Origin of the sequence: Streptomyces sp. NPDC006294 (genome assembly GCF_042870895.1) — a bacterium.
GTDB lineage: Bacteria > Actinomycetota > Actinomycetes > Streptomycetales > Streptomycetaceae > Streptomyces.
Genome location: NZ_JBIAHV010000003.1, coordinates 139,191 through 162,306, shown reverse-complemented (window position 1 = coordinate 162,306; position 23,116 = coordinate 139,191). Strand labels below are relative to the sequence as shown.

Sequence of the window (23,116 nt, the reverse complement as noted above, 5' to 3'; positions counted from 1 at the left end):
ACAGCCTGCGGGTGACTGAGGCACGGGCGTGCGGCCGGGCAACTTCAGCCTCGCCGGGGCTTGAGGCGCGGGGTTCGGGGCGGAGCCCCGACAAGACTGGCCGCCCCCGCCCCGCCGGCGCTCAAGACGCCCGGCCTCCGGGGCTGAGCGCACGGAAAGAGCGCCGCGCCGTGTACCCCCGCGCGGCTGGGCGAAGCGCGCCCGATAGCCTTCGGCTCATGACCGTTGCGTTCTTCTCGGGCAAGCGCCGCCGGGCCGCTGCCGCTCTCGGTGCCGTGTCCGCCGGGCTCCTCGTCCTTTCCGCCTGCGACAAGCCGACGCCGCTCGTCACGGTGACCATCGGTTCGGACTCCATCCACGCGGAGGCCGCCTGCTACAACGACGGTGAGGCCATCAAGGAGTCCGAGATCCAGGACTGCCTGACCAAGAAGCCGACGGAGACCGTCAAGGTCGCCATGGACGACAAGGTCCGCATGGGCGTCGACCCGGAGATCGCGGACAACGGCTGGACCCTGCTCTTCGGCGCGCAGCCGGTGGAGCAGGAGCCGTTCAAGAAGACGTACCGGACCATTCCGGGCAACGCCTTCTTCTCCTCGATGACCGGTGAGCCGACGACCAAGACGGCCGTCAGCGTCATGGAGACCAAGGGCAAGAAGGTCGTCGGCATCTGGAACTTCGAGTTCGTGAAGGAGTAGGGGGCGACGCCGTGCGCGTGCTGGTCGTGACCGCGGTGGCGGCCGAGGCCGCCGCCGTCATCGCCGAAGCGGACACGGTCGCGGACGCGGACGCAAGCACGGACGTGCCCCTGCCCGGCGGCTACGTGCTGACCCGCACCCCCGCCTACGACGTCCTCGTCGGCGGCGTCGGCCCCGCGGCCGCCGCCGCGGCCACGGCGACCGCCCTCGCCGTGGCGGACGCCCCGTACGGCCTCGTCGTCTCCGCCGGCATCGGCGGCGGCTTCCCGCCGCACGCGCCCGTCGGCTCCCTCGTCGTGTCCGACTCCGTCGTCGCCGCCGACCTCGGCGCCGAGACCCCGGACGGCTACCTGCCCGTCGACGCGCTCGGCTTCGGCCGTACGGTCCACCCGTCGCCGGCCGGCCTGTCGGCGCTCGTCGCCGAGACCGTGGGCGCCGTCCACGCACCGGTGCTGACCGTGTCGACCGTCACCGGCTCCACCGCCCGCGCCGCCGAGCTCGCGGCCCGGCATCCGCGGGCCGCCGCGGAGGCCATGGAGGGTTTCGGTGTCGCGGAGGCCGCCGCCGCGCACGGGGTGCCGGTCGTCGAGATACGCGCGGTCTCCAACGCCGTCGGCCCCCGGGACCGTGCCGCCTGGCGCATCGGTGACGCGCTGGCCGCGCTGCGCCGGGCGTTCCACCAGCTCGTACCCGTACTCCAGGAGCAACCGTGACGCTGCGGATCGCGTACTCGCCCTGTCCGAACGACACCTTCGTCTTCGACGCCTGGGCCCACGGCCGGGTCCCCGGCGCGCCGGCGCTGGACGTGACGTTCGCGGACATCGACGTCACGAACGGGATGGCGGAGCGCGGGGAGTACGACGTGCTCAAGGTGTCGTACGCGGTGCTCCCGTGGGTGCTGGACGAGTACGCGCTGCTGCCGTGCGGCGGCGCACTGGGCCGCGGCTGCGGCCCCCTCGTGCTCACCCGGGAGGCGGGCTCGGCAGACCTGGCGGGGAAGACCGTCGCGGTGCCGAGCGAGCGGTCGACCGCGTATCTGCTGTTCCGGCTGTGGGCGGCGGACGTCGTCCCCGAGGGCGTCGGCAAGGTCGTCGTGATGCCGTTCCACGAGATCATGCCGGCCGTGCGCGACGGAAAGGTCGATGCCGGACTCGTCATCCACGAGGCCCGTTTCACCTACCGGGACTACGGGTTGCACTGCCTCGCCGACATGGGCGAGCACTGGGAGTCGGTGACCGGGCTGCCGATCCCGCTCGGCGCGATCATCGCCAAGCGGTCGCTGGGCGAGGAGACGCTCCGGCTGCTCGCCGAGTCCGCGCGCGCCTCGGTCCGGATGGCGTGGGACGACCCGGAGGTCTCCCGCCCGTATGTGCTCGCACACGCGCAGGAGATGGACCCGGCGGTCGCGGACCAGCACATCGGGCTGTACGTCAACGAGTTCACGGCCGACCTCGGCGCCGACGGCTACGCGGCCGTGCGCGGGCTGCTGACACGCGCCGCGGCCGAGGGGCTCGTACCGCCCCTCGGCCCGGATGCTCTCTCGTTCGTGTGAGTCGCGCAAGGAGCGCCTAGACGTCCAGCTGGTCGGCCACCGCGCGCAGCAGGCCCGCGATCTTCGCGCCGTGCACCTTGTCGGGGTAGCGGCCACGCTCCAGCATCGGCGTGATGTTCTCCAGCAGCGTCGTGAGGTCCTGCACGATGGACGCCAACTCGTCGGGCTTGCGCCGCTGGGCTGCCGCGACGGACGGGGCCGGGTCGAGCAGGGTCACCGACAGCGCCTGGTCGCCGCGCTGGCCGGCCACCACGCCGAACTCGACGCGCTGGCCCGGCTTCAGGGCCTCGACTCCGGACGGGAGCACGGAGGAGTGCACGAAGACGTCGCCGCCGTCGTCACGGGAGAGAAAGCCGAAGCCCTTCTCACTGTTGAACCACTTGACCTTGCCGGTAGGCACGTCTGTCCTCGTCCTCGTACTCGTTGGGCGCTGGGGCACCGCAAGTCGGTCCGCCGAAAAAACGGCTCGTGATAGCACTACAGCGGGTCGCCTGACCCGCCACCCCCAAGGCTAATGGTCCAGAGGCTGGTGACAAGACGTCCCCGATCCGTTCCCGTGCGCAAGGGAACTACCCTGGCCGAATGACTGCTACTCCTCCCGCCGCCGCGCCCGCCCCGGGTGACGGGCTGGTGCGCGCCGGTGCGATCGTCTTCATCGTCGGCGCAGTGGCCACCCTGGTGACGGTGGCGCCGCTGTTCCTGGGCACCGAGCCCTTTCCGACCGTCGCGTACTTGGTGAGCATGCTGATGGGCGTCGGGTTCCTCGTCGCCGCGGCCGGCGTACTGCGCTCGATCGCCGCGCAGCGGCGTCAGGCCGGATCCGGCCGGTCGGCCGCGTAGGAACGCAGCCACGCCGGGAACGCGGTCAGGTCCGCCAGGACCACGTCCGCGCCCGCCGCCCGCAGTTCGTCCGCGTCGCAGGGCCCCGTCGGCACCGCCACCGAGAGCACGCCGGCGAGGCGCGCGCCCCGTACGTCGCCGATGTGGTCGCCGACGTACACGCTCGCCCCGTGCTCGCTCAGCGCCTCCGCCTTGGCCTCCGCCCACAGCCAGCCGATCGTCTCGTCGGGCGCGATGCCGAGGTGCGCCAGGTGGAGCTTGGCGTTCGGCTCGTGCTTGGCCGTGACGACGATCGCGCGGCCGCCGAGCTGCTGTACGGCCGCCACGGCCCCGTGCGCGCCGGGCATCGCGGGCGTCGGCCCGATCGCGTGGACCGGGTACGTCTCGCGGTACCGGTCGGCCATCTCCTGGATCCGCTCGTCGGGGAACCAGTGCGCCAACTCCTGTTCCAGCGGCGGCCCGAGACGCGTGACGGCCAGGTCCGCGTCGATCCATACGCCGGTCTCGGCGGACAGGGCGCGGTAGGCGGCGTGGATGCCGGGCCGTGAGTCGATGAGCGTCATGTCGAGGTCGAACCCGACGGTGAGTCCGGGGATCTGGCCGGTGGCCGGTGGGCGCGGGGCGGGGTGAGGAGCCATGGGGCTCATTGTGCCCACCCGTGGGTACGCATTTTCGGACGCCTAGACTTAGCCAAGCCTTACCAACCTTGCCGGTCCCCTGCCTCCGATTGGTGCCCATGTCAGTCAGACGCGCGCTCGCGGCCCGCCGCATCGGGTGGACGGCCGCCGCCGTCGCCGCCCTGCTGTTCGCGGTGCTGCTCAGCCTCGCGGTCGGGGCTCGCTCGGTCGCCCCGACCGCCGTCCTCGACGCCGTACTGAACGGCGGGCACAGCGCCGACGCCGAAGTCGTCCGCGAGCTGCGCGTCCCGCGCACCCTGATCGGCCTGATGGTCGGCGCGGCCCTGGCGCTCGCCGGCACGGCCCTCCAGGGCATCACCCGCAACCCGATCGCCGACCCCGGCATCCTCGGCATCAGCCAGGGCGCCTCGGTCGGCGTGGTCCTCGCCATCGCGTTCGCGGGCGTGCACACGCTGACCGGATACGTCTGGTTCGCCTTCGCCGGCGCGGCCGTCGCCTCGGTCGCCGTGTACGCGATCGCGGCCCGCGGCCGCGGCGGCGCGACGCCCGTCAAACTGGCCCTCAGCGGCGCGGCGATCAACGCGCTGCTGGTGTCGGTGACGATGGGCGTCCTGACGACGAAGGCGGCCGCGCTGGACGAGTTCCGCTTCTGGCAGGTCGGCTCGGTCGCCGGCCGCGACGCGGAAGTGGTGGGCCAGATCTGGCCGTTCCTGCTGGTCGGCGCCGTATTGGTGATGGCCGTGGCCCGCGGCCTGGACGCGCTGGCCCTCGGCGAGGACGTCGCGAAGGGCCTCGGGCAGAACGTCGCCGCGGTACGGATCGTGGGCGGCGTCGGCGCGACGGTGCTCACGGGCGCGGGCGTGGCGGCCGCCGGCCCGATCGCCTTCATCGGCCTGGCGGTCCCGCACATCGCCCGCGCGATCGTCGGCGGCGACCACCGGTGGGTGCTGCCGATGGCGGCGCTCATCGGTCCGGTGATGCTGCTCGTCTCCGATGTGATCGGCCGCATCGTCTTCCCGCCGAGCGAGGTCCCGGCGGGCGTGATGACGGCACTCATCGGCGTCCCGTTCCTGGTGGCCCTGGTCCGCCGCAAGGCGGTCCCGGCATGACGCTCTCCCTCGCGCGCCGCACGGTGCCCCGGGGGCTCCGCCCCCGGACCCCCGCGCCTCAAACTCCCCCTACGGCCTGGCGGCCGTGGGTGGGGGCACCTCCCACGCCGCCAGGCGCAGGGGGAGTGCCCCCGGCGAGGCTTGAGTTGCCCGACGAGACTGCGACGCGCGGCGAAACCCGGCCCGGCGACCAGAGTCGGCCCGCCCAGCAAACCCCGCCCGCCGGACGACACGGCCACGCGACGGCAACCCGAGCCCGTCCGGCGACTGAGGACACCACGCGCAGCGCGATACCGGGCCCGGGCCGAGTCCGGCACGGGCGACCGGCCGGCGCGGAACCAGGTCCCGGGCACGGCGTAGCCCGTCGCGGCGGCACGTACACGAGGAGGGCGCCGCATGAGCGCTGAGAGCGTCACCCCCGTCCGCCCCGCCGGCTACACCCTCGTCCGCCCCGCCCGCGGCCGCGCCAGCTTCCTGCTGCACCGCCGCGCCGCCGCCGTCGCCCTCGGCCTCGCCGCCGTGCTCGCGGCGGCCTGCGTCGCGTACCTCTGCGTCGGCGAGAGCTTCGTCGCGCCCGGTGACGTCCTCAAGGTCGTCTTCGGGCAGCCGTCGCCGCACGATCTCGTCGTCGGGACGCTGCGCCTGCCGCGCATGGTCCTCGGTCTGCTCGTCGGCGCCGCCTTCGGCGTCGCCGGCGCGCTGATCCAGACCGTCGCGCGCAACCCGCTCGCCAGCCCCGACATCATCGGCATCAGCCAGGGCGCGAGCGCGGTGACCGTGGGCGCGCTGACCTTCGGCGTCACCTCGTACACCTTCCTGCCCTACCTGTCCGTCGCCGGCGGCATCCTCGCCGCCGCGCTGGTGTACGTGTTCGCCTGGCGCGGCGGACTGCACGCGACCCGGTTCGTCCTCATCGGCATCGGCTTCGCGATCGCGCTCCGCTCGATCACCACGCTGTTCATGACGAAGGGCGACTACCTCGTCGCCCAGCAGGCGCAGATCTGGATGACCGGTTCGCTGAACGGCCGCGGCTGGGACGAGGCCGCGCCGCTCGGCTGGACGCTGCTGGTGCTGCTGCCCGCCGTGCTGTGGGCGGCCCGCGCCCAGCGCACCGTGTCGATGGACGACGACACGGCGACCTCGCTCGGCGTAAGGCTCGGCCGGCTGCGGCTCGGGCTGGTGCTGCTCGGGGTCGTACTGGCGTCGATCGCGACCGGCGCCGCCGGCCCCGTCGACTTCGTGGCGCTGCTCGCGCCGCAGATCGCGCGCCGGATGACCCGTACCGCGCAGATCCCGCTGCTGTGCTCCGCGCTGCTCGGCGCGGTGATCGTCGTCCTCGCCGATCTCGCGGCCCGCCGGATGTTCTCGCCCACCGAACTGCCGGTGGGCGTGCTGACGGCCGCCATCGGCGCCCCGTACCTGATCTGGCTGATCATCCGTAGCCGAACCGCTGGAGGAAAGTCGTGAGCAGGCTGACGGCCCGCGAGCTGACGCTCGCCTATGACGACCGCACGGTCGTGCACGACCTCGACCTGGCCGTGCCCGACGGGCGGGTCACGGTCATCGTCGGCCCGAACGCCTGCGGCAAGTCGACGACGCTGCGCGCCCTCGGCCGGCTGCTGAAGCCGAAGAGCGGGGCGGTCCTCCTCGACGGCGCCGAGCTCGCGAGGATCCCGACGAAGAAGATCGCCCAGTCGATCGGGCTGCTGCCGCAGTCCCCGGTCGCGCCGGAGGCCATCACCGTCGCCGACCTGGTCGCCCGCGGCCGCCAGCCGCACCAGCACTGGTGGCAGCAGTGGTCGCAGGAGGACGAGCGCGCGGTGACGGACGCCATGGAGCGTACGGACGTCACCGCGCTCGCCGACCGGCCCGTCGACGAGCTGTCCGGCGGCCAGCGGCAGCGCGTGTGGATCGCGATGGCGCTCGCGCAGGAGACGGATCTGCTGCTGCTGGACGAGCCGACGACGTTCCTCGACATCGCGCACCAGGTCGAGGTGCTGGACCTGGTGCGGCAGTTGAACCACGAGCGTGGCCGCACGGTCGTCGCCGTCCTCCACGACCTCAACCAGGCCGCCCGCTACGCCGACCATCTCGTCGCCATGAAGGCGGGACGGATCGTCGCCGAAGGGCGACCGGACGACGTCGTCACCGCCGAACTGGTCCGCGAGGTCTTCGGCATGGAGTCGGTCGTCGTGCCCGACCCGGTGACCGGATCGCCGCTCGTCGTGCCGGGAGCCCCGTACGCCCCCGCCTCGCAAGCCCCCGCGCCCACCCCGCAGTCAGCCTGAAAGGTTCCCTGTCCATGAGCAACACCCTTCGCCGCCGCGGTCTCCTCGCCGGTTCCCTCGCCCTCACCGCCGCGATGGCGCTGAGCGGCTGCGGTACGAACGACGACGCCGCCGGTTCCTCCGACAGGAAGACCGGGACCGACAGCACCCACACGGTGAAGACGGCCATGGGCGACGTCGAGGTCCCCGACGCGCCGAAGCGGGTCGTCGTGCTCGACACCGCGGAGCTCGACTCGGCGATCACCCTGGACGTGAAGCCCGTCGGCGCCACGCACGCCGGCACCGAGTCGGGCTTCCTGCCCTACCTGCCCAAGGAGAAGCTCGAGGGCATCAAGGACGTCGGCGAGATGATGACGCCGAACCTGGAGGCCATCGCCGCGCTCGAGCCCGACCTGATCCTCACCAGCAAGATCCGCCACGGCGACAAGTACGCCGAGTTGAAGAAGATCGCGCCGACGGTGATGACCGAGACCACCGGTCACCCCTGGAAGGAGAACTTCCAGATCCACGCCGACGCCCTCGGCAAGAAGGCGGAGGCCCAGAAGGCCGTCGCCGCGTACGAGGCACAGGCCGGCAAGGTCACCGAGGCGCTCGGCGGCAAGGAGAAGGCGGCCGCGACGGAGGTCAACGTCGTCCGCTTCGTCGAGGGCGCGGACATCCGCATCTACGGCAAGCAGAACTACATCTCCACGATCCTCGCGGACGTCGGCCTGGGCCGCCCGGCCATCACGGACAAGGCCAAGGACGGCTTCTCGTACGACGTGAGCCCCGAGAAGATCGACCTCGCGGACGCGGACGTCGTCTTCCACTCGACGTACGGCGACCCGGAGAAGGCGAAGGAGAAGCAGACGCTGGACAGCGCGCTGTGGAAGAACATGAAGGCGGCGAAGAACGACAAGGTCTTCGGCGTGGAGGACGAGGTCTGGATCCAGGGCATCGGCTACACGGCCGCGACGCGGATCCTGACCGAGCTCCGGACCCACCTGACGCACTGACGGTTCGGGACCCACCTGACGCACTGACGGTTCGGGACCCCGGCTCCACCCGGACCCGGTACCGCGCTCCGCGCGCGGTGGCCTCGGTCGCCGGCCAGGCTGACTTCGTCAGCCCCGCCGGCGATCGAGGCGCGGGGCTCGGGGCGGAGTCCCGACAGGACCGGCAAGTTCCAGGCCGTAGGGGGAGATCGAGGCGCGGGGGTCCGGGGGCAGCGCCCCCGGTCACGGGAAGGGGCGGGGCGGTGGAAACCGCCCGCCGCAGGCGTCAGCGCGCCCGCCTCCCCCGCCACACCAGAAACACCGCCGACCCCACCGCCGCCCCCTTCAGCACCCACGGCCACGTCCCCGCCAGCGCGTCCCGCACCCCGTCCTCGGGAATCGTCTCGCCCCAGTGGTCGTTCACGCGGCCCCACAGCCACAGCGCCCCGGCCGCCAGCGCCGTGCCGGGGATGCCGAACACGGCCAGCTTGGCCTCGGTGCGGGAGAGCCGCCGGGAGGCGTACGCGAGCAGCCAGCCGAGGCCGAGGGGGATCAGCGAGCCGAGGACCGCGCCCGCGACCAGCAGCGCGGCGGCGAGCAGCAGCAGCGGGCTGCCGAGGCGGCCACGCGGTGCCGCCCACCACCGGCGCTTCCCGGCGTCCTCCTCACCGTCGGCCTCCGACTCCTCGTCCTCCGTGGACGCCGTGGACGACGGCTCCGGCGGCTCCGGCGGCGGCTTCAGTATCTCGGGGATCTCGACCCCGCCGACGAACCCCGCCACGCCGTCGCTCGCACCCATCGCCCCCGGGTCGATACGCCACCAGTCGGGCTCCGAGCCGGAGGGACCCAGCTCGTCCATGCCGGCCAGGTGCGGCGGCGACGCCGCTCCACGCGAGGGCGGCGCGTCTGCCTCGCGGGGCCGGGGCACCCGTCGCCGGCCCCGCTGGCGCGGCACCGCGCCGCCGGACGGCTCGGGCTGCGGCGCCAGCGCGGTCGCGGCCGGCGACATACGGGAGGGCGGCATACGGGACGGCGACCCCTCCGACGACCTGGCGTCGTCCTCCGCGCCGTCCGCGCTGCCCGCCGACGCCACCACCTCGTCGGGCGTACCGAGCCGCCCGATGATGCGGCGGACGCCCGCCGGGCTGTCGCCGCCGAACTTCGTCCGCTGTTTCTCGATCTCGCTGCGCAGCGTCGCCACGAGCCGCATCCGCGTGGCGGACGGGAGCTGGGCCTGCTGGGCCAGATCGCCGACACGGCTCAGATAGTCGTAGACGAGCTGATCGCTCTCGATCCCCACCGACGGTTCCCCTGCACTGGCCACGGGCCGCCCGCCTTCCCGGGCCGCCCCGTCCCCGACGGTAGCGCTCCAGGGGCTAACGTGGGGCGGATGGGGACCATGCCCGAAGGAAGCGGCAGCAGCCCGCGCACCCTCGCGGAGGCGCTGCGCGCCCGCGACGACGAGGAGTTGGCGGCGCTGCTGCGCGCCCGCCCCGATCTGTTGAGCCCGGTTCCGAACGACGTCACCCAGCTCGCGACCCGGGCCGGCACCCGTGCCTCGGTCGTACGCGCCCTGGAACGGCTGGACCGGTTCGCCCTGCAGACCGCCGAGGCGCTGGCGGTGGCACCCGACCCGGCCCCGTACGAGACGCTGCAGGCGCTGATGACGGGCGACGACGGTGACGCGGCCGTCGAGCGGGCGCTGCCCGGGGCGCTCGAGACGCTGCGCCGGCAGGCGCTGGTGTGGGGCGGGGACGACCGGCTGCGGCTGGTCCGCACGGCGCGTGAGCTGCTCGCGCCGTCCCCGACACGCCCTTCGCCGACGGGTCTCGGGCCGACCGTCACGGAGGCCACCACCGGCATGTCGCCCGGCCGGGTCCAGGAGATCCTGATGGCGGCCGGGCTGCCGACGACGTACGACGCGGTGTCCGCGGTCGCGGCGCTGACCTCGCTGTTCACGGACCGTACGCGGATGGCGGCGCTGCTGGACACGGCCCCGCCGGACGCGCTGGCGGTGCTGGACCGGCTGGTGTGGGGACCTCCGTACGGTGAGGTGACGTCCGATCCGACGCCGCCGGTGCGCTGGCTGCGGGACCGCGGGCTGCTGCTGCCCGCGTCGGCGCGCACGGTCGTGCTGCCGCGGGAGGCGGCGCTGCATCTGCGGGCGGGCCGGGCCCACCGGGTGCCGGAGCCGTCGCCGCCGGCGATCGCGCCGGCCCGCGAACACGGTCCACAGGCTGTGGACAGTACGGCGGCGGGCCAGGCGTTCACGGCGCTGACCACCGTCGAGGACCTGCTGAAGGACTGGCACGAGGGCGGTCCCCCGGTGCTGCGCGCCGGCGGCCTGGCCGTACGGGACCTCAAGCGGACGGCCGCGGCGCTCGACACCACCGAGCAGCTCGCCGCGTTCTGGCTGGAACTCGCCTACGCCGCGGGCCTCCTGGCCGCGGACGGCGAGGCGGAGGAGCGGTACGCGCCGACGCCCGCATACGACGAGTGGCTGGAGCTTCCGACGGCGGAGCGGTGGGGTGAACTGGCCACCGCATGGTTGACGGCGACCCGAACGCCCGGCCTCGTCGGCACCCAGGACGCCAAGGGCCGTACGCTCTCCGCCCTCGGGCCGGAGCTGGACCGCTCGGCCGTCGTGGAGGTGCGCCACCGCGTCCTCGCACTGGCCGCGGAGCTACCGCCCGGCGCGGCCCCGGACCCGGAGACCCTGCTCGCCCGGCTGCGCTGGGAACGGCCGCTGCGCGGCGGCACGGGAGGCGGCGCGGCGCCCGGCGCGGGCAAGGACCTGCGGGCCATGGCCACGGCGTGGACCCTGTCGGAGGCGGAGCTGATCGGCGTGACCGGCCGGGGCGCGCTGTCCACGCACGGCCGCGCGCTGCTCTCCGGCGCCCCCACGTCCCCGGAGGACCACACGCCCCCGGACCGCACGGCGCTCGCCGACCGCCGCGCCCGCGCGGTCAAGGCGCTCGCCCCGCTGCTGCCGGAGCCCCTCGACCACGTGCTCCTCCAGGCGGACCTCACCGCCGTCGCCCCCGGCCCGCTGGAGCGCCCGCTCGCGGAGACGCTCGCCGTCCTCGCCGACGTCGAGTCCAAGGGCGGCGCGACCGTCTACCGCTTCACCCCGGGCTCGGTGCGCCGCGCCCTCGACGCCGGCCGGTCCGCGTCCGACCTGCACGCCTTCCTGGCCACCCACTCGCGTACACCCGTGCCGCAGCCGCTGAGCTACCTCATCGACGACGTCGCCCGCCGCCACGGCCATCTGCGGATCGGCGCGGCGTCGGCCTATGTGCGCTGCGACGACGACGCGATGCTCGGCGAGATCCTCGCCGACAAGCGCTCCCACGACCTCGGCCTGCGCCGCATCGCGCCCACCGTCCTCGCCTCCCAGGCCGACCCGGGGACACTGCTGCAGGGGCTGCGCGCCATGGGGTACGCGCCGGCCGCCGAGTCCGCGGAGGGCGACGTGCTGATCACCCGCGCCCACGCCCGCCGCACCCCGCCGCGCGCCGCGCCCGCCCCCGTACCGGAGGGGCCGCCCGTGCCCGACGGGACGCTGCTCGGCGCGGCCGTGAAGGCGATCAGGGCGGGCGACATGGCGGCCACCGTCGTACGCAAGCCCGGCGGCGCGGAACAGGGCCGCCCGGAGCGGGGCGAGCTGCCGCGCACGACCCCGGCGGAGACCCTGGCCACCGTCCAGGCCGCGGCCCTCACCGGCTCCGCGATCTGGATCGGCTACGTCAACGCGGAGGGCGCCGCCAGCCAGCGCGTCATCGCGCCCGTCCGCGTCGAGGGCGGTTTCGTCACGGCCTACGACCACACCGCCGACGAGGTACGGACGTATCCGCTGCACCGCATCACGGGCGTGGCGGAACTGGCCGACGACGCCGACGACGCCCGCTGAGCCGCCCCCGCCAGGGCCGCCGGTGATCCGTACGCCCTCGCACTCCCCGGATCGGCGCGCGATGCGGGACACTGGTTGTTTGGCCGTGTCCCGGACCGACGGACCGGCCCGACGCAAAGCCCGAGGGGAACCCCGGGGAAAGGGTGTGGCGTGAACGGACCGCTCATCGTCCAGAGCGACAAGACACTCCTGCTCGAGGTGGACCACGAGCAGGCCGACGCCTGCCGGCGCGCCATCGCGCCGTTCGCCGAGCTGGAGCGCGCGCCGGAGCACATCCACACCTACCGGGTGACCCCGCTCGGCCTGTGGAACGCGCGCGCCGCCGGGCACGACGCCGAGCAGGTCGTCGACGCGCTGGTCGAGTTCTCCCGCTATCCGGTGCCGCACGCGCTGCTCGTCGACGTCGCGGAGACCATGGCCCGCTACGGCCGGCTCACCCTGTCCAAGCACCCCACCCACGGCCTGGTCCTCACCTCCACCGACCGGCCGGTGCTCGAGGAGATCCTGCGCTCCAAGAAGGTCCAGCCGCTGGTCGGCACGCGGCTCGACCCGGACACGGTCGCCGTGCACCCCTCCGAGCGCGGCCAGATCAAGCAGACGCTGCTGAAGCTGGGCTGGCCGGCCGAGGACCTGGCCGGTTACGTGGACGGCGAGGCGCACCCCATCGAGCTGGCCGAGGACGGCTGGGCCCTGCGCCCGTACCAAAAGCAGGCCGTCGAGGGCTTCTGGCACGGCGGCTCCGGCGTCGTCGTCCTGCCCTGCGGCGCGGGAAAGACGCTGGTCGGAGCGGGCGCGATGGCCGAGGCGAAGGCCACCACCCTGATCCTCGTCACCAACACCGTCTCGGCCCGCCAGTGGAAGCACGAGCTGGTGAAGCGCACCTCGCTGACCGAGGACGAGATCGGCGAGTACAGCGGTACGAAGAAGGAGATCCGCCCGGTCACCATCGCCACCTACCAGGTGCTGACGACCCGGCGGAAGGGCGTCTACCCCCACCTGGAGCTCTTCGACTCCCGCGACTGGGGCCTGGTCGTCTACGACGAGGTCCACCTGCTGCCCGCGCCGGTCTTCAAGTTCACCGCCGACCTCCAGGCCCGCCGCCGGCTCGGCCTCACGGCGACGCTGGTGCGCGAGGACGGCCGTGAGTCGGACGTCTTCTCCCTCATCGGCCCCAAGCGTTTCGACGCGCCGTGGAAGGAGATCGAGGCACAGGGGTACATCGCTCCCGCGGACTGCGTGGAGGTACGGGTCAACCTGACCGACGCCGAGCGGCTCGCGTACGCGACGGCGGAGCAGGAGGAGAAGTACCGCTACTGCGCGACGACGGCGACGAAGCGGCGGGTCACCGAGCAGCTCGTGCACAAGCACGCGGGCCAGCAGATCCTCGTCATCGGCCAGTACATCGACCAGCTCGACGAGCTCGGCGAGCACCTGGACGCGCCGGTCATCAAGGGCGAGACGCCGAACTCCCAGCGCGAGAAGCTCTTCGACGCGTTCCGCACGGGCGAGCTCAGCGTGCTCGTGGTGTCCAAGGTCGCGAACTTCTCGATCGACCTGCCGGAGGCGACGATCGCGATCCAGGTCTCCGGCACGTTCGGCTCACGCCAGGAGGAGGCGCAGCGGCTGGGCCGCGTGCTGCGTCCCAAGGCGGACGGGCACAAGGCCCACTTCTACTCGGTCGTGGCCCGCGACACGATCGACCAGGACTTCGCGGCGCACCGCCAGCGGTTCCTGGCGGAGCAGGGCTACGCGTACCGCATCATCGACTCGGACGACCTCCTGGCGGGCGAGGACCCGGTGCGCTGAGATGGCGGGGGCACCGCCTGCGGCGGGCTGTTCCCCCACCCGCCCCTTCCCGTAACCGGGCTCTGCCCGGACCCGCGCCTCAAACGCCGGCGGGGCTGGGTGGGCCGGTCTCGTCAGGGCCCCGCCCCGAGCCCCGCGCCTCAGACGCCGGCGGGGCTGACACAGTCAGCCCCGCCGGGGGGCGCCTCCCACGGCCGCCCGGCCGTAGGGAGAGATTGAGGCCACCGCGCGGAGCGCGGTACGGGGTCCGGGGCCTGCCCCGGTTCGGGAAGGGGCGGGCAGGGGAACAAGCCCCCGGCTCAACGGCGCCGCACCCCCGCCTCCTCGCCGTACTCCCCCAGCACCGCCACACTGAAGACCACCCCCGCGAAAACCCTCACCGCCCGCACCGCACCCCCCACGCGCCACCGCGGGCGCCCGCCCGCACCGCTCGCCGTGGCGCCGGGCAGGGAGTGCGTCGCTGGGGTGACAGGGGCGGCGAAAGTGGTCATGCGTCCATGGTGCGCGCGTCACCCGGTCGGAGCATCGGGCTGCGGGCTGAACCGCGAAGCACCCCGCGTACTACTCCAGGCATAGCCCGTCCCCTACGGGGAGGACGTCCGGGCGGACGACGACCGCCCCGGTGCGGAGATCGGCCGCGTCGCTGTCACCGAGGACGCCGCGACCTCGCGCTCCTCGTGGCGGGGTACAGCAGCAGCCACCGACACCAGCCAAAGCCCCCTTGGTCGGCCGCTCGTTCGGCTCACCCAAGTGGAGGTCGGTTCAACCAGTCCTCCGGTGTGCGTGCCAGGCGGTGGCGGCAGTCGCGAGGCGCAGGGTCCACGGGTCGGGGTCGGCCTTGCTGATCTCGGACCAGACGGTGGCGTTGGCGGCGGCGAAGGCGGTGATGCCCTCGGCGGGGGCGGTGTGCCAGGAGGGGATCTCGGCGGCCCACTCTTCGGCCGACGCGGGGGTGTGTCCGGCGGCGATGAGCCAGATGATCCAGTAGCCGGCGTCGAGCCAGGCCGCGGGAGGCCATCGACCTGGCCCGAGCCTCCGGATCCGGGTACGTCGCCCGTAGACTTCAAGCCTTGTGCGACGAGTTCGGTCCCTTGAGCCGCGACCACCGCGTGGCGGAGCTGGGGGCGGAGATCGCCGTCCTGAGCACGCCGTGACGAGAGGGGTAGGCATGCCGCAGACCGAGGGTGCACGACTTTTCCGGGAAGCCTGGATCGCAGGAGTCCACCAGCACTTCTCGGGAGAGCCGAAGGCCGGTTACGTCACGCCGTGGGACGACACTCCGCAGTGGGAGCGCGAGGCCGCGGGGTCCGTCTACGAGCAGGTCCGCCACTTCATCGAGATCAGCGGCGGCACTACGGCGCGGCTGTCCCGCGAGCAGAAGAGCCGCTTCGTCGCGACGTGCTGGACGGCCCAGATGTTCAAACACTTCGAGGACCCGAAGCCCGGCTACGTGGCCGACTGGCCCGACCTCCCCTCTTGGCAGCAGGAGACCGACGCGGACATCTTCGAGGCCATCGAGAAGGAACTGAGCTGATGGTCGCCCCGTCGGCGCTTCCTTGCGGCGGGGCCTTTCACGCTGAATCTGTTCAATCAGCCTGCACACATGCGGACCGGCTTCGTGAGGGTTGGGCAAGCCCTGTGGCCATGTGTATCTGCCTTGCCGCCGCATTCTGCGTGGGGCGTGTTCAGCATTGTGCGCGGATCCGCTGGACCGGGTGTGGACCATTGCACGGATTCCTGGCCCAACAGGCGACTGAACGGCCATGTCGGCGAGTGTGGAGCAAGGCGTAGCACAGCCCTCCTGAAAAGCGTTCGCGCCACTTCACCGCCCCCACTACACTCGCGGGCTTGCCCCGGGCCCCGCCCGGGTTCCTCCCCGCCTCCTTCGAACGACTTCGAGGAGCGCCGCCGTCCGGACGGAAACCGGCCGGTCCGCCATGTCGTGATCACGCAGCTCAGCCGGAGGCAACCCGTGCCCGCGCACGCCCCTGTACCCGACGTGTCCACCGCCACCGCCACGGACGGGGACGACCCGCTCGCCCGCGAACGCGCACACCTTGCCGCGTCCCGGTCCGCCCTGCGGGCGATGCGCGAGGACGTCCAGTCGCTCGACATCAAGGACGTCACCGCGAACTGGGTCAACGCCGCCGTCCTCCAGTCGCAGATCGAGGACCGCATCAAGGCGCTGGCCGACCTCGCCCACACCCCGCTCTTCTTCGGCCGCCTGGACTACCTGCCCACCACGCAGGAGGGCCGCCGCTTCTACATCGGCCGCCGCCACGTCCACGACGCCGGGGGCGACCCGATGGTGATCGACTGGCGCGCCCCCGTCTCCCAGCCCTTCTACCGGGCCTCCCGCAAGGACCCGCAGGACGTCGCCCTGCGCCGCCGCTTCGGCTACACGGCCGGTGACCTCACGGCGTACGAGGACGAGCACCTCACCGACCCGTCGGAGGCCGAGCAGACGTCGAGGCTTCTCCAGGCGGAGATCGAGCGGCCGCGCGTCGGCCCGATGCGGGACATCGTCGCGACGATCCAGCCCGAGCAGGACGAGATCGTCCGCGGCGGCCTGGCCGGCACGGTCTGCGTGCAGGGCGGGCCCGGCACCGGAAAGACGGCCGTCGGCCTGCACCGTGTCGCGTATCTGCTGTACGCGCACCGGGACCGGCTGGCCCGCACCGGCACGCTCGTCATCGGGCCGAACCGTTCCTTCCTCCACTACATCGAGCAGGTCCTGCCCGCGCTGGGCGAGCTGGAGGTCAGGCAGTCCACGGTGGACGACCTGGTCGCCCACGTCGACGTACGCGGCGCGGACACCGCCGCGGCGGCCGTCGTCAAGGGCGACGCGAGGATGGCACGGGTCCTGCGGCGGGCGGTCCGCTCGCACGTCACGATTCCGACGGAGCCGGTGGTCGTGGTGCGCGGCTCGCGGCGCCGGCGGGTCCCGGCGTACGAACTGGAGGAGATCGTCCGCGAGTTGCTGGACCGTGACATCCGCTACGGGGCCGCCCGCGACGCCCTCCCGCAGCGCATCGCGCACACCGTGCTGGTGCGCATGGAGCAGTCCGGGGAAGCACCGGACGACCGCGTCCAGGACTCCGTCGCGCGGAACCCCGCCGTCAAGGCGGCGGTCAAGGCGATCTGGCCGCCGGTCGACCCGGCGAAGCTCGTGCTGCGCCTGCTGTCCGACGCGCGGTTCCTCGCGGAGCACGCGGAGGGGGTCCTCTCCGCCGAGGAGCAGGCCACGATCCTTCTCGCGAAGCCGCCGCGCAGCGTGCGGACGGCGAAGTGGACGGCGGCGGACGCGGTGCTGATCGACGAGGTGACGGACCTGGTCCAGCGCACCCAGTCGCTGGGCCATGTCGTCCTGGACGAGGCGCAGGACCTGTCCCCGATGCAGTACCGCGCGGTCGGCCGCCGCTGCTCGACGGGCTCGGCGACGGTCCTCGGCGACCTGGCGCAGGGCACGACGCCGTGGGCCACGGCGTCCTGGGCGGAGGCCCTGAAGCATCTCGGCAAGCCCGAAGCGGCGGTCGAGGAACTGACGGCCGGTTTCCGCGTGCCGCGCGAGGTGATCGCGTACGCGTCGCGTCTGCTGCCGCACATGTCGCCGGGCCTGGCGCCGGTCTCGTCCGTCCGCGAGTCGCCCGGCTCGCTCGCGGTACGCGCCGTGCCGGCGGACGGGCCCGACGCGGACGGGCTCGACGCGGCCGTGGTCGCCGCCTGCGCCGAGTCGCTGCGGCACGAGGGGTCGATCGGCCTGATCGCGGCGGACGCCCGCGTCCCCGCGCTCGCGGCGGCCCTCACGTCGGCGGGCCTGCCGTACCTCGCCCCCGGTGAGGAGACCACCGCCGAGGCGCGCCTCACGCTGGTGCCGGCGTCGCTGGCGAAGGGCCTCGAGTACGACTACGTGGTCCTCGACGAGCCCTCGTCCGTCGTCGCGGGGGAACCGGACCGCCGCACGGGCCTGCGCCGTCTGTACGTCGCCCTGACCCGCGCGGTCTCGGGCCTGACGGTCCTGCACGCCGAGCCCCTCCCTGCGGAACTGTCCTGACCGCCGGCCCCGGCGGGGAGTGGCCGCGCTGCGGGCGATGCGGTCGCACGGGGCGTCCGGGTCGCCGGGTCGCCGGGTCGCCGGGTTGGCGGGTTGGCGGTCGCCGGGTCGCCGGGTCGCCGGGTTGGCGGGTTGGCGGGTTGGCGTGCGGCTACGTGCCAGGAGCCCGGTACTGGATCCGCTCGGCCGTGCGCAGCGCTTCCAGGGTCTCGTCGACGGTCAGGAGGACGGTCGTCTCGAACGAGCTGAGCGCACCGCCTGAGCTGATCGCCAGCGCAACCGCGGACATGGACACGTTGTCCGGGGCCTCCCACAGGTTGTAGCCGTCATGCGTGCCGAAGGCGTACCAGAAGCCGTGGAGCTCCCCGCCGACGGACTCGATGTAGGTCCGGGCGGCCTGCGCGCGGTCTTCCGGATGGCCGGTCAGCCTGGCCCAGGTCTCCGGCGTGTAGCTGAATCTCGACAGATAGAGCGGCATCACGCCTCCTCTCGTTTCATCAAGAGGTGCCCCCGCGGGCCGGGAACGCGCACAAGACGGTCTCCCCTCCCCCGAAGGGACGACAGGACCTCTCCCGCGGCCGGTGTCCGCGCCCGGTGCTCCACCGCCCGGCGGGTCCGGTCCGCCGGGCCGGACGGGGCGCGGCGGCCAGGCACCCCGCCGGCCTCGCCGCGGGCGGCGATCCGCTACGCGTCCAGCGAGTCCCGCCACCCGCGCACCGCCGCCGCCGACACGGGTCCCGACCAGCCCTCCGGGCGTGCCGCGCCGCCGATGTGGAAGCCCGTCACGCCGCCGGCCAGCAGCCGCGGCACATGGTCCAGGCGCAGTCCGCCGCCGACCAGCAGCCGGGGCTCGTAGCCCGGTTCGCCCGCCCGTGCCGCCTCCGCGAGGAGCGTCGGGAGGCCGTCGTCCACGCCCGCCGCGGACCCGGCCGTCAGATACGTGTGGAGTCCGGGCAGGTCCGCGAGCTGCTTGCGCAGCGCGTCCCGGTCAGCGGCCCGGTCGATCGCGCGGTGGAACGTCCACCGGCACCCGTCCAGTACCGCCAGCAACCGCTCGACCGTGACGAGGTCGGGCTGCCCGTGGTCGTCGAGGAAGCCGAGGACGAACTCGTCCGCGCCCGCCTCGCGCAGTCCTTCCGCGGCGCGCACGAGCGCGTCCGCCTCCGCGGGTCCGCCGGCCGAGAAACCGTCGGCGAGGCGGAGCATCACCCGCAGCGGGATGTCGACGGCCGCGCGGATCGCCGCGAACACGTCGACCGGCGGGGTCAGTCCGTCGGCCGCCATGTCGGTGACCAGCTCGAGCCGGTCGGCCCCTCCGGACTGGGCGGCGACCGCGTCCTCGGCGTCGAGGGCGATCACCTCCAGGAGTGCACGGTTGCTGCTCATGGGACCCATTCCTCCAGGGGCTCCGACAGGTCTAGTCCATTGGTCAGCCTAATACCCACGGCGCCCCACGGCAGCCACCGGCCCGCAGGAGGCGGGCATACGGCTGCGGGCAGAATGAGGACCATGGCCGCCGTTCCGCAGCAGCACCCCGCCCACGAGGACCTCCGCAGCCGCTGGCTCCGTACCCTGCTCGCCGCCCGGGAGACCGCCCGCGAGACCGCCCGCGAGACCGCCCGCGACAGCGAGACCGTGGACGCAGACCCCTCCGCGTACGCGGAGAATCTGCTCGCCCGCTGGGCCGAGCCGCAGCGCAAGTACCACACCACGGATCACCTCGTCGCCGTCCTCGACCGCATCGACGAGCTGGAGCAGTACGCCGACGACCCGGCGCTCGTACGCCTCGCCGCCTGGTTCCACGACGCGGTCTATCTGCCCGACCGCTCGGAGAACGAGGAGCGGTCCGCGCGTCTCGCCGAGCGCGCGCTGCCCGAGGCCGGTGTGGGCGAACGGGCCACCGCCGAGGTCGCCCGCCTGGTCCGCCTCACCGTCACTCACGACCCCGACCCGGCCGACCGCAACGGCCAGGTGCTCTGCGACGCCGACCTGGCGGTCCTGGCCGCAGACCCGCAGGCGTACGCCGCCTATGCGGCGGCCGTCCGCGACGAGTACGCCTTCGTCCCGGACGAGGCGTTCCGCGACGGCCGCGCGGGGGTGCTGCGGCAACTGCTCGGGCTGCCGCGGCTGTTCCGCACGCCGCACGGGCAGCGCGAGTGGGAGCGGCGGGCGCGCCACAACCTCACCGTCGAGCTGGAGCTGCTCGCCGCGTCCTGAGCGGCCCGGGAGGAGCGCCCGGCCGGGAATTACGGGCTTCAACCAATTGTTGGCACCTGTCATGCCCGCAGCTTCATCCCGTACCCGTATGCCGCTCGCCGTCTACATACTCGGCCTGTCCGTGTTCGCCCTCGGCACCAGTGAATTCATGCTGTCCGGGCTGCTGCCGCCGATCGCGCGCGACATGGACGTCTCGATTCCGCAGGCCGGGCTGCTGACGTCGGCCTTCGCGGTGGGCATGGTGGTCGGCGCGCCGCTGCTGGCCGTGGCGACGCTGCGGCTCCCGCGCCGGACCACCCTCATCACCCTGATCTCGATCTTCGGCGTCGGGCAGGTCGCGGGCGCCCTGGCCCCGACGTACGAGGTGCTCTTCGCGTCCCGCGTGATCAGCGCGCTCGCGTGCGCGGGCTTCTGGGCCGTCGGCGCCGCCGTCGCGATCGCCATGGTGCCGGTGAACCAGCGGGCCCGGGCCATGGCGGTCATGATCGGCGGGCTGTCGATCGCGAACGTCCTCGGCGTACCGGCGGGCGCGTTCCTCGGGGAGCACCTGGGGTGGCGCTCCGCGTTCTGGGCGGTCGGCGCGGCGTCCGGCGTCGCGCTCGTCGGCGTGGTGGCCCGTATCCCGCGCATCCCGCTCCCGGAGCGCAAGCCGCGCCTCAACGAGGAGCTGAGGATCTACCGCGACGGCCAGGTGTGGCTGGCGGTGGCGATCACCGCGCTCGCGGCGGGCGGCGTGTTCTGCCTGTTCACGTACTTCAGCCCGCTGCTCACGGACGTGGCCGGGCTGGACGCCGGCTGGGTCCCGACGGTGCTGGCGCTGTTCGGGATCGGCGCGCTGACCGGTTCGACGATCGGCGGCCGGGTCGCGGACGCGCACCTGTTCGGCGTGATGCTCAGCGGCATCGCCGCGTCGACCGTCCTGCTGGCGGCGCTCGCGCTGTTCTCCTCGTACGCCGCCGTCGCGGTGTCGCTGTCGTTCCTGCTCGGCTTCTCGTCGTTCTTCACGGCCCCGGCGCTCAACGCCCGGATGTTCAACGTCGCGGGCGCGGCCCCGACCCTCGCCGGCGCGACGACGACCGCCTCCTTCAACCTGGGCAACACGGGCGGCCCCTGGCTCGGCGGTGTGGTCATCGACGCGGATCTCGGCTACGCGTCGACGGCGTGGGCGGGCGCGGCGATGATGCTCGTCGCGATCGGTCTCGTCGCGGTCGCGATGCGGCTGCACGGCAGTTCACGGGTGGTGGCGGGAGCGACGACGACCGACGCCGGGGCGGGCGCCCTGCGCACCGAGCACGTCTGATTCCACCCGCCGGCCACTCACCGGCCACTCACCGGCCGCGGCGGCCGCGGCGGGATCCGGCCGATGGCGACGGAGCGGACGGGCTACGCGGACCGGCCCTTCGGCCTGCGCAGTCCCGCGGCCGTCAGCCGGCGCACCAGTTCCTTGGAGCCGATCTCCACCGCGCCCGCCGCCACGGCGTCCGCGTAGCGGTGGGACGGGACGTCGTAGTGGTCGCGTTCGAAGGCGCGCGGCGGGCAGCCGATGCGGGTGGCGAAGCTGTGGAGCTCCTCGAACGACACGTCGCTGACCAGGTGGGACCACATCTGTCCGTGGCCGGGCCAGGTCGGCGGGTCGATGTAGACCGTCACCGGAGCCCGCCTATGGGGGCGATCACCACGCCCGCCTTGGCGCACACCCAGTGCGGGTCGGGGCCGAGCTCCGGCTCGACCTCGAGGGCGTGCGGGTCGCCCGCGTCGCAGACCGGACAGAGCGGCCAGCGGCCGTGCCGCTCCAGCAGGGCGTCCTGGACGTCCTGGGCGACCAGACCGGCGACGTACTCGACCCCGTCCGGCCACTGCTCGACCCACCAGCGCCGATGCGTGATCGAGTCCTCGACCATGGAGACGACCGTCGCCTCCGCGACGTCGCGGGCGGCCAGATCGGCGAGGACCAGGGCACGGGCCGTGTGCAGCGCCTGCTCCAGTGGGTTCGAGTCGTCCATGCACCCATTGTCTCCGGGTCTTGACGGCACCCGAAACGCGAAAATACCTTTCAAGGGTGACCAATCCAGTGAAGGAAATTTTCATGGGTGACGCTCCCGCTCCTGCCGCCCTCGCGGCCAAGGTGCGGACGCTCGCGCCGTCCATGACCCGTTCCATGCAGCGGGTCGCCGAAGCCGTCGCCGACGACCCGGCCGGCTGCGCGGCCCTCACGGTCACCGGCCTCGCGGAGCTCACCGGCACCAGCGAGGCCACCGTGGTCCGTACGGCCCGCCTGCTCGGCTACCCCGGCTACCGCGACCTGCGCCTCGCCCTCGCCGGTCTCGCCGCGCACCAGGAGTCCGGGCGGGCCCCCGCCCTCACCACCGACATCGCCGTCGACGACCCCATCGCGGACGTCGTCGCCAAGCTCGCCTACGACGAACAGCAGACCCTCGCCGACACCGCCGCCGGCCTGGACACCGTCCAGCTCGGCGCGGCCGTGACCGCCGCGGCGACGGCCCGCCGCATCGACATCTACGGCGTCGGCGCGTCGTCCCTCGTCGGCATGGACCTCGCGCAGAAGCTGCTCCGCATCGGTCTGATCGCCCACGCGCACGCGGACCCGCACCTCGCGATCACCAACGCGGTGCAGCTGCGCTCCGGCGACGTGGCCATCGCGATCACGCACTCGGGCTCCACGGGGGACGTGATCGAGCCGCTGCGGGTCGCCTTCGACCGCGGCGCGACGACCGTCGCGATCACCGGCCGCCCGGACGGGCCGGTCTCGCAGTACGCCGACCACGTCCTGACCACCTCGACCGCCCGCGAGAGCGAGCTGCGGCCGGCGGCGATGTCGTCGCGGACCAGCCAGCTCCTCGTGGTCGACTGCCTGTTCATAGGCGTGGCGCAGCGTACGTACGAGTCGGCGGCGCCTGCCCTCGCCGCGTCGTACGAGGCCCTCGCCCACCGCCACAATCCGCGCACCCGCTGACGCGCACGCCGCCGCCGAGGCTGACGCCGACGCCGACCGAGAAAGCCGAGCCGCCTTCC

The 23,116-nt window shown here is 73.5% G+C and carries 23 protein-coding genes and 1 pseudogene; 15 read left to right on the top strand and 9 right to left on the bottom strand.

Annotated elements, in window-relative coordinates:
• Positions 1 to 218: 218 nt before the first annotated feature.
• The 3 genes from ACFYOP_RS06285 to ACFYOP_RS06275 are packed head-to-tail and all read left to right on the top strand — an operon-like array spanning position 219 to position 2,247.
• Entirely contained in the window at positions 219 to 695 is a 477-nt protein-coding gene (locus tag ACFYOP_RS06285) for a DUF2771 domain-containing protein (RefSeq protein WP_356898413.1), read from the top strand.
• Positions 696 to 706: 11 nt separating this feature from the next.
• Entirely contained in the window at positions 707 to 1,408 is a 702-nt protein-coding gene (locus ACFYOP_RS06280; RefSeq protein ID WP_356898414.1) for a futalosine hydrolase, read from the top strand.
• Positions 1,405 to 2,247: a 1,4-dihydroxy-6-naphthoate synthase gene (locus tag ACFYOP_RS06275; protein WP_356898415.1), complete on the top strand. Its 843-nt coding sequence runs from the start codon at positions 1,405 to 1,407 to the stop codon at positions 2,245 to 2,247. The genes ACFYOP_RS06280 and ACFYOP_RS06275 overlap by 4 nt, the downstream gene beginning before the upstream one ends.
• A 16-nt stretch (positions 2,248 to 2,263) precedes the next feature.
• Here the strand turns inward: ACFYOP_RS06275 and ACFYOP_RS06270 are convergent, their stop codons facing one another.
• A complete protein-coding gene (locus tag ACFYOP_RS06270) occupies positions 2,264 to 2,647 on the bottom strand; it encodes a cold-shock protein (RefSeq protein ID WP_356898416.1) in 384 nt (127 codons plus the stop codon).
• A gap of 182 nt (positions 2,648 to 2,829) precedes the next feature.
• Here ACFYOP_RS06270 and ACFYOP_RS06265 point away from each other — a divergent pair, with 182 nt between their 5' ends.
• Positions 2,830 to 3,087: a hypothetical protein gene (locus ACFYOP_RS06265; RefSeq protein WP_356898417.1), complete on the top strand. Its 258-nt coding sequence runs from the start codon at positions 2,830 to 2,832 to the stop codon at positions 3,085 to 3,087.
• Here ACFYOP_RS06265 and ACFYOP_RS06260 read toward each other — a convergent pair.
• Positions 3,057 to 3,725 carry an HAD hydrolase-like protein gene (locus ACFYOP_RS06260; RefSeq protein ID WP_356898418.1) on the bottom strand — a complete coding sequence of 223 codons (669 nt, stop codon included), beginning with the start codon at positions 3,723 to 3,725 and terminating at the stop codon, positions 3,057 to 3,059. The two genes, ACFYOP_RS06265 and ACFYOP_RS06260, sit on opposite strands and share 31 nt — an antisense overlap.
• Before the next feature lie 98 nt (positions 3,726 to 3,823).
• Here ACFYOP_RS06260 and ACFYOP_RS06255 point away from each other — a divergent pair, with 98 nt between their 5' ends.
• From ACFYOP_RS06255 to ACFYOP_RS06240, 4 genes are all read left to right on the top strand, one after another.
• The gene (locus tag ACFYOP_RS06255) at positions 3,824 to 4,834 is read left to right on the top strand and encodes an iron ABC transporter permease (RefSeq protein WP_356898419.1); all 1,011 of its coding nucleotides are present in this window, start codon (positions 3,824 to 3,826) and stop codon (positions 4,832 to 4,834) included.
• 396 nt (positions 4,835 to 5,230) lie between these two features.
• On the top strand, positions 5,231 to 6,301 hold the full coding sequence (locus ACFYOP_RS06250) for an iron chelate uptake ABC transporter family permease subunit (protein WP_356898941.1): 1,071 nt from the start codon (positions 5,231 to 5,233) through the stop codon (positions 6,299 to 6,301).
• Positions 6,298 to 7,122: an ABC transporter ATP-binding protein gene (locus ACFYOP_RS06245; protein WP_356898940.1), complete on the top strand. Its 825-nt coding sequence runs from the start codon at positions 6,298 to 6,300 to the stop codon at positions 7,120 to 7,122. Before ACFYOP_RS06250 ends, ACFYOP_RS06245 begins: the two co-directional genes overlap by 4 nt.
• A gap of 14 nt (positions 7,123 to 7,136) precedes the next feature.
• Entirely contained in the window at positions 7,137 to 8,117 is a 981-nt protein-coding gene (locus ACFYOP_RS06240) for an iron-siderophore ABC transporter substrate-binding protein (RefSeq protein ID WP_356898939.1), read from the top strand.
• Between the two features lie 265 nt (positions 8,118 to 8,382).
• Here the strand turns inward: ACFYOP_RS06240 and ACFYOP_RS06235 are convergent, their stop codons facing one another.
• Positions 8,383 to 9,420: a hypothetical protein gene (locus tag ACFYOP_RS06235; protein WP_356898938.1), complete on the bottom strand. Its 1,038-nt coding sequence runs from the start codon at positions 9,418 to 9,420 to the stop codon at positions 8,383 to 8,385.
• Between the two features lie 75 nt (positions 9,421 to 9,495).
• Here ACFYOP_RS06235 and ACFYOP_RS06230 point away from each other — a divergent pair, with 75 nt between their 5' ends.
• Complete coding sequence (locus ACFYOP_RS06230) at positions 9,496 to 12,006, top strand: helicase C-terminal domain-containing protein (protein WP_356898937.1); 2,511 nt, start codon at positions 9,496 to 9,498, stop codon at positions 12,004 to 12,006.
• A 150-nt stretch (positions 12,007 to 12,156) separates the two neighbouring features.
• Positions 12,157 to 13,812: a DNA repair helicase XPB gene (locus ACFYOP_RS06225; RefSeq protein ID WP_356898936.1), complete on the top strand. Its 1,656-nt coding sequence runs from the start codon at positions 12,157 to 12,159 to the stop codon at positions 13,810 to 13,812.
• A gap of 299 nt (positions 13,813 to 14,111) precedes the next feature.
• On the opposite strand, the gene ACFYOP_RS06220 is transcribed toward ACFYOP_RS06225, so the two are convergent.
• Both ACFYOP_RS06220 and ACFYOP_RS06215 read right to left on the bottom strand, forming a co-directional pair.
• Complete coding sequence (locus ACFYOP_RS06220) at positions 14,112 to 14,303, bottom strand: hypothetical protein (protein ID WP_356898935.1); 192 nt, start codon at positions 14,301 to 14,303, stop codon at positions 14,112 to 14,114.
• Positions 14,304 to 14,574: 271 nt separating this feature from the next.
• A pseudogene (locus tag ACFYOP_RS06215) lies at positions 14,575 to 14,820 on the bottom strand (aminoglycoside phosphotransferase); the annotation flags it as partial.
• Positions 14,821 to 14,980: 160 nt separating this feature from the next.
• Here ACFYOP_RS06215 and ACFYOP_RS06210 point away from each other — a divergent pair.
• Together ACFYOP_RS06210 and ACFYOP_RS06205 are read left to right on the top strand one after the other, a co-directional pair.
• Positions 14,981 to 15,346, top strand: a complete 366-nt coding sequence (locus ACFYOP_RS06210; RefSeq protein ID WP_356898934.1) for a hypothetical protein — start codon at positions 14,981 to 14,983, stop codon at positions 15,344 to 15,346.
• Positions 15,347 to 15,811: 465 nt separating this feature from the next.
• Positions 15,812 to 17,866, top strand: a complete 2,055-nt coding sequence (locus ACFYOP_RS06205; RefSeq protein WP_356898933.1) for an AAA family ATPase — start codon at positions 15,812 to 15,814, stop codon at positions 17,864 to 17,866.
• Between the two features lie 151 nt (positions 17,867 to 18,017).
• Here ACFYOP_RS06205 and ACFYOP_RS06200 read toward each other — a convergent pair whose 3' ends face one another.
• Positions 18,018 to 18,344 (bottom strand): GYD domain-containing protein, encoded by a 327-nt coding sequence (locus ACFYOP_RS06200; protein WP_356898932.1) that lies wholly within the window; start codon positions 18,342 to 18,344, stop codon positions 18,018 to 18,020.
• 206 nt (positions 18,345 to 18,550) lie between these two features.
• Entirely contained in the window at positions 18,551 to 19,252 is a 702-nt protein-coding gene (locus tag ACFYOP_RS06195) for a copper homeostasis protein CutC (protein WP_356898931.1), read from the bottom strand.
• Between the two features lie 123 nt (positions 19,253 to 19,375).
• Here ACFYOP_RS06195 and ACFYOP_RS06190 point away from each other — a divergent pair, with 123 nt between their 5' ends.
• Entirely contained in the window at positions 19,376 to 20,083 is a 708-nt protein-coding gene (locus ACFYOP_RS06190; protein ID WP_356898930.1) for a hypothetical protein, read from the top strand.
• A gap of 88 nt (positions 20,084 to 20,171) precedes the next feature.
• Positions 20,172 to 21,383 carry a Cmx/CmrA family chloramphenicol efflux MFS transporter gene (locus ACFYOP_RS06185; protein WP_356898945.1) on the top strand — a complete coding sequence of 404 codons (1,212 nt, stop codon included), beginning with the start codon at positions 20,172 to 20,174 and terminating at the stop codon, positions 21,381 to 21,383.
• Between the two features lie 83 nt (positions 21,384 to 21,466).
• On the opposite strand, the gene ACFYOP_RS06180 is transcribed toward ACFYOP_RS06185, so the two are convergent.
• A complete protein-coding gene (locus ACFYOP_RS06180; RefSeq protein WP_356898929.1) occupies positions 21,467 to 21,733 on the bottom strand; it encodes a DUF4031 domain-containing protein in 267 nt (88 codons plus the stop codon).
• Complete coding sequence (locus ACFYOP_RS06175; protein WP_356898928.1) at positions 21,730 to 22,086, bottom strand: hypothetical protein; 357 nt, start codon at positions 22,084 to 22,086, stop codon at positions 21,730 to 21,732. Before ACFYOP_RS06175 ends, ACFYOP_RS06180 begins: the two co-directional genes overlap by 4 nt.
• 56 nt (positions 22,087 to 22,142) lie before the next feature.
• On the opposite strand from ACFYOP_RS06175, the gene ACFYOP_RS06170 reads away from it, so the two are divergent.
• Positions 22,143 to 23,057, top strand: a complete 915-nt coding sequence (locus tag ACFYOP_RS06170) for a MurR/RpiR family transcriptional regulator (RefSeq protein ID WP_356898927.1) — start codon at positions 22,143 to 22,145, stop codon at positions 23,055 to 23,057.
• Positions 23,058 to 23,116: the final 59 nt, after the last annotated feature.